The organism is Salinicola sp. JS01 (genome assembly GCF_030284585.1).
In the GTDB taxonomy this organism is placed as follows: domain Bacteria; phylum Pseudomonadota; class Gammaproteobacteria; order Pseudomonadales; family Halomonadaceae; genus Salinicola.
The window spans coordinates 16,473-30,929 of sequence record NZ_CP127244.1 but is presented as its reverse complement, the minus strand read 5'-3'; the positions used below and the strand labels follow the sequence as shown (position 1 = coordinate 30,929).

At 61.9% G+C, this 14,457-nt stretch carries 17 protein-coding genes; all 17 read right to left on the bottom strand.

Annotated elements, in window-relative coordinates; translation table 11 throughout:
- Positions 1-13: 13 nt before the first annotated feature.
- Positions 14-385: a 50S ribosomal protein L14 gene (gene rplN / locus QO259_RS00175; protein ID WP_035470387.1), complete on the bottom strand. Its 372-nt coding sequence runs from the start codon at positions 383-385 to the stop codon at positions 14-16.
- A 53-nt stretch (positions 386-438) separates the two neighbouring features.
- Entirely contained in the window at positions 439-699 is a 261-nt protein-coding gene (rpsQ, locus tag QO259_RS00170; RefSeq protein ID WP_035470386.1) for a 30S ribosomal protein S17, read from the bottom strand.
- Positions 699-893 (bottom strand): 50S ribosomal protein L29, encoded by a 195-nt coding sequence (gene rpmC / locus QO259_RS00165; RefSeq protein ID WP_035470384.1) that lies wholly within the window; start codon positions 891-893, stop codon positions 699-701. Before rpmC ends, rpsQ begins: the two co-directional genes overlap by 1 nt.
- Positions 893-1,306 carry a 50S ribosomal protein L16 gene (gene rplP, locus QO259_RS00160; RefSeq protein ID WP_035470382.1) on the bottom strand — a complete coding sequence of 138 codons (414 nt, stop codon included), beginning with the start codon at positions 1,304-1,306 and terminating at the stop codon, positions 893-895. The genes rpmC and rplP overlap by 1 nt, the downstream gene beginning before the upstream one ends.
- 14 nt (positions 1,307-1,320) lie before the next feature.
- Positions 1,321-2,022 carry a 30S ribosomal protein S3 gene (gene rpsC, locus QO259_RS00155; protein WP_035470380.1) on the bottom strand — a complete coding sequence of 234 codons (702 nt, stop codon included), beginning with the start codon at positions 2,020-2,022 and terminating at the stop codon, positions 1,321-1,323.
- 11 nt (positions 2,023-2,033) lie between these two features.
- The gene (gene rplV / locus QO259_RS00150) at positions 2,034-2,366 is read right to left on the bottom strand and encodes a 50S ribosomal protein L22 (RefSeq protein ID WP_035470378.1); all 333 of its coding nucleotides are present in this window, start codon (positions 2,364-2,366) and stop codon (positions 2,034-2,036) included.
- Positions 2,367-2,383: 17 nt separating this feature from the next.
- Entirely contained in the window at positions 2,384-2,659 is a 276-nt protein-coding gene (gene rpsS / locus QO259_RS00145) for a 30S ribosomal protein S19 (protein ID WP_035470375.1), read from the bottom strand.
- A gap of 22 nt (positions 2,660-2,681) precedes the next feature.
- Positions 2,682-3,509: a 50S ribosomal protein L2 gene (rplB, locus tag QO259_RS00140; protein ID WP_035470373.1), complete on the bottom strand. Its 828-nt coding sequence runs from the start codon at positions 3,507-3,509 to the stop codon at positions 2,682-2,684.
- A 16-nt stretch (positions 3,510-3,525) separates the two neighbouring features.
- Positions 3,526-3,822: a 50S ribosomal protein L23 gene (gene rplW / locus QO259_RS00135; RefSeq protein ID WP_035470371.1), complete on the bottom strand. Its 297-nt coding sequence runs from the start codon at positions 3,820-3,822 to the stop codon at positions 3,526-3,528.
- On the bottom strand, positions 3,819-4,424 hold the full coding sequence (gene rplD / locus QO259_RS00130) for a 50S ribosomal protein L4 (protein WP_035470369.1): 606 nt from the start codon (positions 4,422-4,424) through the stop codon (positions 3,819-3,821). Before rplD ends, rplW begins: the two co-directional genes overlap by 4 nt.
- A 14-nt stretch (positions 4,425-4,438) precedes the next feature.
- Positions 4,439-5,077: a 50S ribosomal protein L3 gene (gene rplC / locus QO259_RS00125; protein ID WP_207037159.1), complete on the bottom strand. Its 639-nt coding sequence runs from the start codon at positions 5,075-5,077 to the stop codon at positions 4,439-4,441.
- A gap of 135 nt (positions 5,078-5,212) precedes the next feature.
- On the bottom strand, positions 5,213-5,524 hold the full coding sequence (gene rpsJ / locus QO259_RS00120) for a 30S ribosomal protein S10 (RefSeq protein ID WP_035470365.1): 312 nt from the start codon (positions 5,522-5,524) through the stop codon (positions 5,213-5,215).
- 163 nt (positions 5,525-5,687) lie between these two features.
- Positions 5,688-6,881, bottom strand: a complete 1,194-nt coding sequence (gene tuf, locus QO259_RS00115; RefSeq protein ID WP_035470363.1) for an elongation factor Tu — start codon at positions 6,879-6,881, stop codon at positions 5,688-5,690.
- Between the two features lie 29 nt (positions 6,882-6,910).
- On the bottom strand, positions 6,911-9,034 hold the full coding sequence (fusA, locus tag QO259_RS00110; RefSeq protein WP_285951351.1) for an elongation factor G: 2,124 nt from the start codon (positions 9,032-9,034) through the stop codon (positions 6,911-6,913).
- Between the two features lie 18 nt (positions 9,035-9,052).
- Positions 9,053-9,523: a 30S ribosomal protein S7 gene (rpsG, locus tag QO259_RS00105; protein WP_035470359.1), complete on the bottom strand. Its 471-nt coding sequence runs from the start codon at positions 9,521-9,523 to the stop codon at positions 9,053-9,055.
- Positions 9,524-9,642: 119 nt separating this feature from the next.
- Entirely contained in the window at positions 9,643-10,017 is a 375-nt protein-coding gene (gene rpsL, locus QO259_RS00100; protein ID WP_035470357.1) for a 30S ribosomal protein S12, read from the bottom strand.
- 148 nt (positions 10,018-10,165) lie between these two features.
- On the bottom strand, positions 10,166-14,392 hold the full coding sequence (rpoC, locus tag QO259_RS00095) for a DNA-directed RNA polymerase subunit beta' (RefSeq protein ID WP_035470355.1): 4,227 nt from the start codon (positions 14,390-14,392) through the stop codon (positions 10,166-10,168).
- Positions 14,393-14,457 lie beyond the last annotated feature (65 nt).

The following is a 14,457-nucleotide window of genomic DNA, read 5'->3' as shown; positions in this document are numbered from 1 at the left end:
TCCGCCTCGCTCCTTACAGCACTTCGGGCGCCAAGGAAATGATCTTCATGAACTTCTCGTTACGAAGTTCACGAGTAACCGGCCCGAAGATACGGGTACCGATCGGCTGTTCGTTGGTGTTGTTCAACAGAACCGCCGCATTTCCATCGAAGCGAATCAGCGAGCCGTCGTTACGACGAACACCGCTGCGCGTACGCACCACGACGGCCTTGAGGACCTGGCCTTTCTTGACCTTGCCCCGCGGAATCGCTTCCTTGACCGTCACTTTGATGACATCACCCACGCGAGCGTAACGGCGGTGTGAACCGCCAAGCACCTTGATGCACTGCACCCGGCGCGCGCCGCTGTTGTCGGCGACATCCAGCATTGTCTGAGTCTGAATCATTGGTTTTCTCCAAACCTAATCTGACTGCACTGGTTCAGAAGGCGCTGTCGGGCTCAGCCCTTGGCCTGCTCGACCACCTCGACCAACGTCCAGGCTTTCTTCTTGGACAGCGGACGGCATTCCTGAATGGAAACCGTATCGCCAGTCCGTGCCTGATTCGCCTCGTCATGGGCGTGCAGCTTGGTGGAGCGCTTCATGTACTTGCCGTAGATCGGATGACGCTCGCGGCGCTCGATCAATACGACAATCGATTTTTCCATCTTGTCGCTCACGACCTTACCGGTGAGCGTACGGGCTTTATTCGCTTCAGCCATTATTGGTCACCTGCCTTCTGGTTGAGCACAGTCTTGACGCGAGCGATGTCGCGACGAACCTGCTTGAGCAGGTGCGTCTGGCTCAGCTGGCCGGTGGCCTTCTGCATGCGCAGGTTGAACTGCTCCTTGAGCAGTTCGAAGAGCTGCTCCTGCAGCGCATCGACTGATTTTTCACGCATTTCGTTGGCTTTCATCACATCACCGTCCGTTTCACAAAGGTGGTGGAGATGGGCATCTTCTGGGCCGCCAGGGAGAACGCTTCACGCGCCAGCTCCTCGGAGACGCCTTCGATTTCGTAGAGCACCTTGCCCGGCTGGATCTGGGCCACCCAGTACTCGACGGAACCCTTACCTTTACCCATACGAACCTCGAGAGGCTTGTTGGTGATCGGCTTGTCCGGGAATACGCGGATCCAGATCTTGCCACCACGCTTGACGTGACGGGTGATGGCACGACGACCAGCTTCGATCTGACGTGCGGTGATACGACCGCGATCGGTGGCCTTGAGACCGAAGTCTCCGAAGCTCACCTTGCTGCCGCGATGCGCCAGGCCACGGTTACGACCTTTCTGCACCTTGCGGAACTTTGTACGCTTGGGTTGCAACATCGATCAGTCTCCCCTTACCTGGAACCTTTCTTCTTCGGTGCAGGTGCCTGAGCCTGTTGCTTCTGCTTGGCACGCACCTCTTCGATGCCCCCGAGGATCTCGCCCTTGAAGACCCACACCTTGACGCCGATGACGCCGTAGGTGGTGTGTGCTTCATAGGTGGCGTAATCGATGTCGGCACGCAGGGTGTGAAGCGGCACGCGACCTTCGCGGTACCATTCGGTACGTGCGATCTCGGCGCCACCGAGACGACCGGAGAGCTGTACCTTGATACCGCCGGCACCCAGACGCATGGCGTTCTGGACGGAGCGCTTCATGGCACGGCGGAACATCACGCGACGCTCGAGCTGACCGGCGATGTTCTGCGCGACCAGGGCGGCGTCGAGTTCCGGCTTGCGGACTTCTTCGATGTTGACGTGCACCGGCACACCCATCATGCGGGTGACATCCTGGCGCAGACGATCGACGTCCTCACCCTTCTTGCCGATCACGATGCCCGGACGGGCAGTGTGAATGGTGATACGGGCGTTGTTGGCCGGACGTTCGATGGTAATGCGGCTCACGGAGGCGTTCTTCAGACGCTCTTCGAGGAAGCGACGCACTTCCAGATCGTTGTTCAGCTTGTCGGCATAGGCACCGCGCTCTGCGTACCAGACCGACGAGTGATCTTTCACGATGCCGAGACGAATCCCGACTGGATTGACTTTCTGACCCATCTGGTCGACTCCTACTTCTCGGCTACCTTGACGGTGATGTGGCAGGTGCGCTTCAGAATGCGATCCGCCCGGCCTTTTGCGCGCGGCTGAATGCGCTTGAGCGTCATGCCCTCATCGACACAGATGGTCGAGACACGCAGCTCGTCGATGTCCATGCCGTTGTTTTCTTCCGCATTGGCAATCGCGGACTGCAGCACCTTCTTGACCAGCTTGGCAGCCTTCTTGGGGGAGAAGGTCAGCACGTCGAGCGCTTCGGCGACCGGCTTACCGCGCACCTGGTCAGCCACCAAACGGGCCTTCTGGGCGGACAAGCTAGCGCCACGCAACTTAGCAGCGACTTCCATCTCTTAATCCTCTTGGCTCAGCGTTTGGCTTTCTTGTCCGCCGCATGACCGCGATAGGTGCGGGTAGCAGCGAACTCGCCCAACTTGTGGCCGACCATTTCCTCGGAGACATGCACCGGGACGTGCTGGCGACCGTTATGTACCGCGATGGTGAGCCCGACCATGTTCGGCAGGATCATCGAACGACGCGACCAGGTCTTGATCGGTTTGCGATCGTTCTTTTCCGCGGCGACTTCGACCTTCTTCAACAGATGAAGGTCGATAAAGGGACCTTTCTTCAGTGAACGTGGCACAGCCGTTACCTCTTAATGTCTGTTACTTGGACTTGCGGCGACGAACGATGAGCTTGTCGGTACGCTTGTTCTTGCGGGTCTTGTGGCCCTTGGTGGGGATACCCCACGGGCTGACCGGATGACGACCACCGCTGGTGCGGCCTTCACCACCACCGTGCGGGTGATCCACCGGGTTCATCGCGACACCGCGAACGGTCGGGCGCACCCCTCTCCACCGTTTCGCACCGGCCTTGCCCAGTTGACGCAGGCTGTGCTCAGAGTTGCCGACTTCACCCAGCGTGGCGCGGCACTCGGACAGTACACGACGCATCTCGCCGGAGCGCAGACGCAGGGTCGCGTAGTTGCCTTCACGGGCGACCAGCTGAGCGCTGGCGCCGGCGCTGCGTGCAATCTGCGCACCCTTGCCCGGCTTCAGCTCGATGCAGTGCACCGTGGAACCGACCGGGATGTTGCGCAGCGGCAGCGCGTTGCCACGCTTGATGGAAGCGTTGACGCCGGACTCCACCACGTCCCCGGCCACCAGGCCCTTGGGTGCGATGATGTAACGACGCTCGCCGTCCATGTACTTCAGCAGCGCGATGTTGGCGCTACGGTTCGGGTCGTACTCGATGCGCTCGACGACGGCGTTGATGCCATCCTTGGTGCGCTTGAAGTCGACCAGACGATAATGCTGACGATGGCCACCACCGACGTGACGCGTGGTGATGCGGCCATTGTTGTTACGACCACCGGACTTCGACTGCTTCTCGGTCAGCGCCGCGAACGGACGGCCCTTGTAGAGCTCGCCATTGACGACTTTGACGACGTGACGACGACCGGCGGAAGTGGGTTTTGTCTTGACTACTGCCATGATCCGTACTCCTGCCTTACTCGGCGCCAGAGAAGTCTTCGAGCGTTTCGCCCGCAGCCAGAGTCACGTACGCCTTGCGGTAACCCTTGCGCAGACCCGTGCCGAAGCGCGTGCGTTTGGTCTTGCCCTTGACGTTGAGCACGGAAACACCGGCGACTTTCTTGCCGAACAGCGCTTCGACGGCCTTCTTGATCTCGGGCTTGGTCGCGTCCTGGGCCACTTTGAACACGTACTGATTGTTCTCGGCGGCGCGCGCGGCCTTCTCGGTCATGTGAGGTCCGAGCAGAACCTTGTATACGCGTTCCTGGTTCATCCCAGCTTCTCCTCGAATTTACGCAGAGCGGAGACGGTCATCAGCACCTTGTCGAAGGCGATCAGGCTGACCGGATCGGCGGCCGCAGCATCGACGACATCGACGTTGGGGATGTTGCGCGCGGCCAGGTAGAGCTTCTCGTCGAGCTCTTCGGTGACGATCAGCGCTTTCTCCAGATCCAGCTCCTTGAGCTTGCTGGCCAGCTGCTTGGTCTTCGGCGCGTCGACGGCGAACTCGTTGACCAGCACCAGACGCTCCTGACGCACCAGCTCGGACAGGATCGAACGCATCGCCGCACGGTACATCTTGCGGTTGACCTTCTGCGTGTAGTCCTGCGGACGGGCAGCGAAGGTCACACCGCCGCTACGCCACAGCGGCGAGCGGATGGTGCCGGCGCGAGCGCGGCCGGTGCCCTTCTGGCGCCACGGCTTCTTGCCGCCGCCACGCACGTCGGAGCGGTTCTTCTGGGCACGGGTGCCCTGACGGCCCGCCGCCAGATAGGCGGTGACGACCTGGTGCACCAACGCTTCGTTGAATTCTTTGCCAAAGGTCTCTGCGGACACTTCGACGGTGCCAGCGGCACCTGCGAGATTCAGATTCATCGGTCTCAGTCCCCTCAGCGAGCTTTCACGGCGCTGCGCACGACGACATCGCAGCCCGGAGCACCAGGCACGGCGCCTTTGATCAACAGCAGATTGCGCTCGGCATCGACACGCACCACTTCCAGGCTCTGGACGGTGACGCGCTCATTGCCCATCTGGCCGGCCATCTTCTTGCCTTTGAAGACGCGACCCGGGGTCTGGCACTGACCGATGGAACCCGGCGCACGGTGAGACAGCGAGTTACCGTGGCTGTTGTCCTGGGTACGGAAATTCCAGCGCTTGACAGCGCCCTGGAAGCCCTTGCCCTTGGAGGTACCGGTCACATCGACTTTCTGACCAGCTTCGAAGAGGGATACGGTGAAGGAACCGCCCACTTCCGGTGCTTCGTCGCTCTCGGCGAGACGAAACTCCATCAGGGAACGGCCAGCCTCAACCCCGGCCTTGGCGTATTGACCAGCAATCGCCTTGGTGAGGTGCTTGGCTTTGCGGGAGCCGGTTGTGACCTGCACCGCACGATAGCCGTCGGACTCGATGGTCTTGACAGCAGCGATGCGGTTGGGCTCAACCTCGATCACGGTTACGGGCACGGATGCGCCATCTTCGGTGAAAACACGGGTCATGCCCGCCTTTTTACCGACCAAACCGATAGTCATGTTCAGTCTCCTATAGTGTACGGGGCTATCACCCGCTATGGCTGCCCTTTCCAGAGCATTCCACTAGCACATTGTGTGGCGTCTCACGACGCGGCGGTCGCTGCGAACTCAGCTCCCGCTAGTGTCTAGTGTTGGTTAGTCGAGTTTGATCTGCACGTCCACGCCGGCGGCGAGGTCGAGCTTCATCAGCGCGTCGACGGTCTTCTCCGTCGGCTCGACGATGTCGAGAACGCGCTTGTGCGTGCGAATCTCATACTGGTCGCGCGCGTCCTTGTTGACGTGCGGCGAGATCAGGATGGTGTAACGCTCGCGATTGGTCGGCAGCGGGATCGGACCACGCACCTGAGCGCCAGTGCGCTTGGCAGTGTCCACGATCTCCTGGGCCGACTGATCGATCAGGCGATGGTCAAACGCTTTCAGCCGGATGCGAATCTTTTGGTTCTGCATTGACGTTCTGCTCCAATGGATACTGACGGCGCGAGCCGTCGACCCACGCGTTCAAAGGACGCGCATTATAGGGGAGGCCCATTTTGGTGTCAAACACACCCCCTCCCGACAGCGACAGAAAAAGGGGCGCCGGAGCGCCCCTTTTCTATCCGATCAGCGAGACTTACTCGATGATCTTGGCGACCACGCCGGCGCCGACGGTACGACCGCCTTCGCGGATGGCGAAGCGCAGGCCGTCTTCCATGGCGATCGGAGCGATCAGGGTCACGACCATCTGGACGTTGTCGCCCGGCATGACCATCTCGACGCCTTCCGGCAGTTCACAGGTACCGGTCACGTCAGTGGTACGGAAGTAGAACTGCGGACGGTAGCCCTTGAAGAACGGGGTGTGACGACCACCTTCTTCCTTGGACAGCACGTAGACTTCGGCTTCGAACTTGGTGTGCGGGGTGATGGTGCCCGGCTTGGCCAGAACCTGACCACGCTCGACGTCGTCACGCTTGGTACCACGCAGCAGCGCACCGATGTTCTCGCCAGCGCGACCTTCGTCGAGCAGCTTGCGGAACATTTCGACACCGGTAACGGTGGTCTTGGTGGTGTCGTGGATACCGACGATCTCGACTTCTTCGCCGGACTTGACCAGACCACGCTCGACACGACCGGTCACGACGGTACCGCGGCCGGAGATCGAGAACACGTCTTCGATCGGCATCAGGAACGGCTGGTCGATGGCACGCTCCGGCTCCGGGATGTAGTCGTCGAGCGACTTGATCAGGTTGGCAACGGCGGTGGTACCCATGCCGTTGTCGTCCTTGCCTTCCAGTGCCATCAGCGCGGAGCCGATGATGATCGGGGTGTCGTCGCCCGGGAAGTCGTACTCGTTGAGGAGTTCACGCACTTCCATCTCGACCAGCTCGAGCAGCTCTTCGTCGTCGACCATGTCGGCCTTGTTCAGGAACACGACGATGTACGGAACGCCGACCTGACGCGACAGCAGGATGTGCTCGCGAGTCTGCGGCATCGGGCCGTCAGCAGCGGAACAGACCAGGATAGCGCCGTCCATCTGGGCAGCACCGGTGATCATGTTCTTGACGTAGTCAGCGTGTCCCGGGCAGTCGACGTGCGCGTAGTGACGCACTTCGGACTGGTACTCGACATGAGCGGTCGCGATGGTGATACCGCGCTCGCGCTCTTCCGGAGCGTTGTCGATGGTGTCGAACTGACGCCATTCGCCGCCGAAGACTTCAGCGGAAACACGGGTCAGAGCCGCCGTCAGAGTCGTCTTGCCGTGGTCGACGTGACCGATGGTGCCGACGTTGACGTGCGGTTTGGAGCGTTCAAATTTTTCCTTAGCCACTGCTATAACCTCTTTACGTTAGCTAACGGTTAACCGTTCTGATTGATGACGGCATCAACGACGCTGGAGGGCGCCTCTTCGTAATTCGCAAACTCCATGGTGTAGCTTGCGCGTCCCTGGGTCTGAGAACGCAGATCGGTCGCGTAACCGAACATCTCAGCCAACGGAACCGTGGCGCGAATGACTTTGCCGGAGGAGGAGTCATCCATGCCCTGGACAAGGCCACGGCGGCGGTTAAGGTCGCCCATGACGTCACCCATGAAGTCCTCCGGGGTCACGACCTCGACCTTCATCACCGGCTCGAGCAGCACGGCCTTAGCCTTGCGAGCACCTTCCTTGATCGCCATGGATGAGGCGACCTTGAACGCGGTCTCGTTAGAGTCCACGTCGTGGTAGGAGCCGTCGAACAGCGTCACTTTGACGTCGATCATCGGGTAGCCCGCGATGACACCGTTCTTGAGCTGCTCGTAGGCCCCTTTCTCGACGGCCGGCACGTACTCTTTGGGTACGACACCGCCGACGATCTCGGACGCGAACTTGAAGTGGACTTCTTCTTCGTCCTCGCCCTTGTCAGCGTCGGTCAGCGGCTCGATGCGCAGCCAAACGTGACCGTACTGACCGCGACCACCCGACTGCCGCACGAACTTGCCTTCCTGCTCGACCGACTGACGAATGGTCTCGCGGTAGGCCACCTGCGGCTTGCCGATGTTGGCCTCGACCTTGAACTCGCGACGCATGCGGTCAACGATGATGTCGAGGTGCAGCTCGCCCATCCCGGAGATGATGGTCTGGCCGGTCTCTTCGTCAGTCTGCACGCGGAAGGAGGGATCCTCCTGCGCCAGCTTGCCGAGGGCGACGCCCATCTTCTCCTGGTCGGCCTTGGACTTCGGCTCCACGGCGACCGAGATGACCGGCTCCGGGAACTCCATGCGCTCGAGGATGATCTTGGCATCCAGGTCGCACAGGGTGTCACCGGTGGTCACGTCCTTGAGGCCGATACAGGCGGCGATGTCGCCGGCGTAGACCTCTTTGATCTCTTCGCGCGAGTTGGCGTGCATCTGAACGATACGGCCGACACGCTCTTTCTTCGACTTGACCGAGTTGAAGACGCTGTCGCCCGACTTCAGAACGCCCGAGTAGACGCGCATGAAGGTCAGGGTACCGACGAACGGGTCGGTGGCGATCTTGAACGCCAGCGCCGCGAACGGGGCGTTGTCGTCAGCCTCACGCGTGGCGACGGTGCCGTCCTTGTCGTCGAGCTCACCTTCGATCGCCTTGACCTCGGTCGGCGACGGCAGGTATTCGATGACGCCGTCGAGCACGGCCTGAACGCCCTTGTTCTTGAACGCGGAGCCGCAGGTCACGAGGACGATCTCGTTGGCGAGCGTGCGCGCACGCAGACCGGCCTTGATCTCCTCGATGGACAGGTCGCCCTCTTCGAGGTACTTGTCCATCAGCTCTTCGTTGGCTTCTGCGGCGGCTTCGACCATCTGCTCACGATAGGTCTCGGCGGTCTCCTGCAGATCGGCCGGGATGTCGACCAACTCGTAGTTCATGCCGAAGTTGTCTTCGTCCCACAGGATCGCCTTCATCTGCAGCAGATCGATGACGCCCTTGAACTCTTCCTCGGCACCCCAGTTGATCTGGATCGGCACGACGTTGGCGCCCAGACGATTCTTGAGCTGATCGACGACCATGAAGAAGTCGGCACCGGCGCGGTCCATCTTGTTGACGAACACCATGCGCGGTACTTCGTACTTGTTGGCCTGACGCCAGACGGTCTCGGTCTGCGGCTGCACACCGGAGGAGCCGCACAGCACGACGACCGCGCCATCGAGAACACGCAGGGAACGCTCGACTTCGATGGTGAAGTCAACGTGTCCCGGGGTGTCGATGATGTTGATGCGGTGCTCGTCGAACTGCTTGTTCATCCCCTGCCAGAAACAGGTGGTAGCAGCGGAGGTGATCGTGATGCCACGCTCCTGCTCCTGCTCCATCCAGTCCATGACGGCGGCGCCCTCATGAACCTCACCCACCTTGTGGGACAGACCGGTGTAGAACAGGACACGCTCGGTAGTGGTGGTCTTGCCGGCGTCGACGTGGGCAACGATACCGATATTGCGATAACGCTTGAGTGGTGTCTTGCGTGCCACGATGGAAGTCCCCGTTGGTTAGAAGCGGTAGTGAGAGAAGGCCTTGTTGGCATCTGCCATGCGATGCACGTCTTCACGCTTCTTCACGGCAGCGCCCTTGCCTTCGGCGGCGTCGAGCATTTCGCCGGCAAGACGTTGAACCATGGTCTTTTCACCGCGGTTGCGTGCGGCGTCCACCAGCCAGCGCATGGCCAGCGCCTGACGACGGGACGGACGCACTTCGACGGGCACCTGATAGGTGGCACCGCCGACACGACGGGATTTGACCTCGACCATCGGCTGGATCGCTTCCAGCGCCTTGTCGAAGATGTCCAGCGGCGCTTCTTTACCACGCTCGGCAACCCTGTCCAGCGCACCGTAAACGATACGCTCAGCTACGGACTTCTTGCCGCTGATCATCAGATGGTTCATGAACTTGGCCAGGCGCTCACTTCCGAACTTGGGATCGGGAAGGATCTCGCGCTTAGCGGCAACTCTTCTTCTAGGCATGATAAGCCCTCAATTGAAGGGTCGTTCAGGTAAACCCGGCACGCCGAGACGCTGTGACAGCGGCTCCGGCCGACCTTACTCTTATCTGACCGATAAAAATGTTGGGAGACGTCCGGGCATCAAGCCTTGGGACGCTTGGTGCCGTACTTGGAACGGCCCTGCTTACGGTTCTGGACACCGGAGGTGTCAAGGGCACCGCGCACGGTGTGATAACGCACACCCGGCAAGTCCTTGACGCGGCCGCCACGGATCAGGACCACGGAGTGCTCCTGCAGGTTGTGGCCTTCACCGCCGATATAGGAACTGACTTCGAAACCGTTGGTCAGGCGCACGCGGCACACCTTACGCAGAGCCGAGTTCGGCTTCTTGGGCGTGGTGGTGTAGACGCGGGTGCAGACCCCACGGCGTTGCGGGCAGGCCTGCAGCGCCGGCACGTCGCTAGTCTCGACGGGGCGCTTGCGCGGCTTGCGCACGAGCTGGTTGATCGTTGCCATAGTGTTTTAGCTGACTCCAATGGGTTGCCTTGCCTTACATGCGGGCAGGTTGCACCGCCCCACACATAAAGGCTGCGCATTCTAATCAGTTGTCGCGAGAGCCGTCAAGGCCACCCGCCCCGTGCGGGGCGGGCGGCAGGCTGACGACTTAGAGGTCGTCGTCGTCGGCATCGAGCGCGGTGAGCTGGGCACCCAGCTCCTGCTCGACGTCGAACGCCGACGGTTGCAGCGTGCGCTCGGACTCTTCGCGCTTGCGACGCCGCTCTTCGTGGTGGGCGAGACCGGTCCCGGCCGGGATCAGACGACCGACCACCACGTTTTCCTTCAGGCCGCGCAGGTAGTCGCGCTTGCCGGTGACCGCGGCTTCGGTGAGCACGCGGGTGGTCTCCTGGAACGAGGCCGCAGAGATGAACGACTCGGTAGCCAGCGAGGCTTTGGTGATACCCAGCAGCAGACGCTCGTACTTGGCCGGGAACTTCTCCTCCTGCTCGAGGCGCGCGTTCTCTTCCAGCACCCGTACCAGCTCGACCTGGTCACCCGGGATGAAGGAGGAGTCACCGGCGTCGCTGATCTCGACCTTGCGCAGCATCTGACGCACGATCACTTCGATGTGCTTGTCGTTGATGCTCACGCCCTGCAGGCGGTAGACGTCCTGGATCTCGACCGTGATGTACTTGGCCAGCTCCGCCACGCCGAGCAGACGCAGGATGTCGTGCGGGTTGCTCGGGCCGTCGGAGATCACCTCGCCCTTCTCGACCGTCTCCCCTTCGAAGACGCCGATCTGACGCCATTTCGGGATCAGCATCTCGAGCGGATCGCCCTCTTTCGGGGTGATCGTCAGGCGCCGCTTGCCCTTGGTCTCCTTGCCGAACGAGATCGTACCGGTGATCTCGGCCAGGATCGAAGGCTCTTTCGGCTTACGCGCCTCGAACAGGTCGGCGACGCGCGGCAGACCCCCGGTGATGTCCTTGTTACCGGACGCCTCCAGCGGGATACGCGCGATGACTTCACCCACGCCGATCTCGGCACCGTTCTCCACCGAGACGATGGCACGGCCCGGCAGCAGATACTGCACCGGGGTGTTGGAGCCCGGCAGCGTGACGTGCTTGCCGGCGTCGTCGGCGAGCATGATCATCGGGCGCTTGTCGCGGCCGGAGGCCGGACGGTTGGCGCTCTCGATCACTTCGATCGAGGACAGACCGGTCATCTCGTCGACGTTGCGCGTGATGGTCAGGCCTTCGGTCATGTCGGTGAACTGGGCCTTACCCTTGACCTCGGCCACGACCGGGTGGGTGTGCGGGTCCCACTTGGCCACGACCCGGCCACCTTCGACGTGGTCGCCGTCCTTGACCGACAGCTCGGCGCCGTAGGGCAGCTTGTAGTACTCGCGCTCGCGGCCGTGGTCGTCGGCGACGGCCAGGGCGCTGGAGCGGGAGACCACCACCAGCTTGCCGTCTTCGCGCTCGACCGACTTGATGTTGTGCAGACGCACGATACCGCCGTGCTTGACCTGCACGCTGTCGACCGCGGAGGCCCGCGATGCCGCCCCACCGATGTGGAACGTACGCATGGTCAGCTGGGTACCCGGCTCACCGATCGACTGGGCGGCGATGACGCCCACCGCTTCGCCGATGTTGACCTGATGCCCGCGGGCCAGGTCACGGCCGTAGCACGAGGAGCAGACGCCGTGCGCGGTCTCACAGGCGATGGCGCTGCGCACTACGATCTCGTCGACACCCATGGTGTCGAGACGCTCGCACCAGGCTTCGTCGAGCAGGGTGCCGCGCGGGATCAGCACGTCGTCGGTCTGCGGATCGATCACGTCCTGGGCGACCACACGGCCGAGTACACGCTGGGCCAGCGAGACGATGACGTCGCCGCCCTCGATCACCGGATGCAGGGTCAGGCCATGCTCGGTGCCGCAATCGTGCTCGGTGATGACCAGATCCTGGGCCACGTCGACCAGACGCCGGGTCAGATAACCGGAGTTGGCGGTCTTGAGTGCCGTATCCGCCAGACCCTTACGCGCACCGTGGGTCGAGATGAAGTACTGGAGTACGTTCAGACCTTCACGGAAGTTGGCGGTGATCGGGGTCTCGATGATCGAGCCGTCCGGCTTGGCCATCAGGCCACGCATCCCCGCCAGCTGACGGATCTGGGCGGCACTACCACGGGCACCGGAGTCGGCCATGATGAAGACGCTGTTGAACGAGTCCTGCTCGACCTGGTTGCCGTCACGGTCGGTGACGGTTTCCTTCGAGATACCCGCCATCATCGCCTTGGCCACCTTGTCGTTGGCCTTGGACCAGATATCGATGACCTTGTTGTACTTCTCGCCCGCGGTCACCAGACCGGAGGAGAACTGGTCTTCGATCTCTTTGACCTCGTCCTCGGCCGCATCGACGATCGCCTTCTTGTCATCGGGGATGACGAAGTCGTTGACGCCGATCGAGGCACCGGACCAGGTCGCCAGACGGAAGCCGGTGTACATCAGCTGGTCGGCGAAGATGACCGCGTCCTTGAGGCCGGCACGCCGGTAGACCTCGTTGATCAGGCCGGAGATCGCCTTCTTCTTCATCGGCTTGTCGACCAGCTCGAACGGCATCCCCTTGGGCAGGATGCGGAACAGCAGCGCACGGCCGACGGTGGTCTCCTTGATCGAGACGGTCTCGGTCAGCTCGGTGATCTCGCCATCCTTCTCGTCGGACAGCCACTCGGTCAGGCGAACCTTGACCCGGGCGTGCAGCGACACGTTCTGGGTCGCGAAGGCGCGGTCCAGCTCGTTGAGGTTGGCGAACGCCTTGCCTTCACCCTTGGCGCCGATACGTTCGCGGGTCATGTAGTAGAGACCCAGCACCACGTCCTGCGACGGCACGATGATCGGCTCGCCGTTGGCCGGCGACAGCACGTTGTTGGTCGACATCATCAGCGCGCGCGCTTCGAGCTGGGACTCCAGCGTCAGCGGCACGTGGACGGCCATCTGGTCACCGTCGAAGTCGGCGTTGTAGGCGGCACACACCAGCGGGTGCAGCTGGATCGCCTTGCCTTCGATCAGCAGCGGCTCGAACGCCTGGATACCCAGACGGTGCAGCGTCGGCGCACGGTTGAGCAGAACCGGGTGCTCGCGGATGACGTCAGCGAGGATGTCCCACACTTCCGGCAGCTCGCGCTCGACCATCTTCTTGGCGGCCTTGATCGTGGACGCCTGCCCGCTGCCTTGCAGCTTGGAGTAGATGAACGGCTTGAACAGCTCCAGCGCCATCTTCTTGGGCAGACCGCACTGGTGCAGACGCAGGGTCGGACCCACGGTGATGACCGAACGGCCGGAGTAGTCGACACGCTTGCCCAGCAGGTTCTGACGGAAACGCCCCTGCTTACCCTTGATCATGTCGGCCAGGGATTTCAGCGGGCGCTTGTTGGAACCGGTGATGGCACGACCGCGGCGACCGTTATCGAGCAGCGCATCGACCGACTCCTGCAGCATGCGCTTCTCGTTGCGCACGATGATGTCCGGCGCATTGAGGTCGAGCAGCCGCTTGAGGCGGTTGTTGCGGTTGATCACACGACGATAGAGGTCGTTGAGATCGGAGGTGGCGAAGCGGCCACCGTCCAGCGGCACCAGCGGACGCAGGTCCGGCGGCAGCACCGGCAGCACTTCCATGACCATCCACGCCGGCGCGTTGCCGGACTTGTAGAAGGCTTCCAGCAGCTTGAGGCGCTTGGAGAGCTTCTTGATCTTGGTCTCGGAGTTGGTCTGCGGAATCTCCTCACGCAGACGCTCGATCTCCTCTTCCAGATCGATGTCCTTGAGCAGTGCCTGGATCGCCTCGGCGCCCATGCGCGCATCGAAGTCGTCGCCGAACTCTTCCAGCGCTTCGAAGTACTGCTCGTCGTTGAGCAGCTGGCCACGCTCGAGGGTGGTCATGCCCGGGTCGATCACCACGAACGACTCGAAGTAGAGCACGCGCTCGATGTCACGCAGGGTCATGTCGAGGAACATGCCGATGCGCGACGGCAGCGACTTCAGAAACCAGATGTGGGCGACCGGCGAGGCCAGCTCGATGTGGCCCATGCGCTCGCGGCGCACCGCGGCCTTGGTCACTTCGACGCCGCACTTCTCGCAGATGATGCCGCGATGCTTCATGCGCTTGTACTTGCCGCACAAGCACTCGTAATCCTTGACCGGCCCGAAGATCTTGGCGCAGAACAGACCGTCACGCTCAGGCTTGAACGTACGGTAGTTGATGGTCTCCGGCTTCTTGACCTCGCCGTAAGACCAGGAGCGAATCATCTCCGGCGACGCGAGCGTGATCTTGATCGCGTCGAACTCGTCAGATTGCGCCTGTGACTTTAGGACTTTCACCAAATCTTTCATGGGATCGCTCCGTTGCGGAGTTGTCATGAGCGGGGCCGCGACTCTCTCGCCGGCCCCGCAACCCG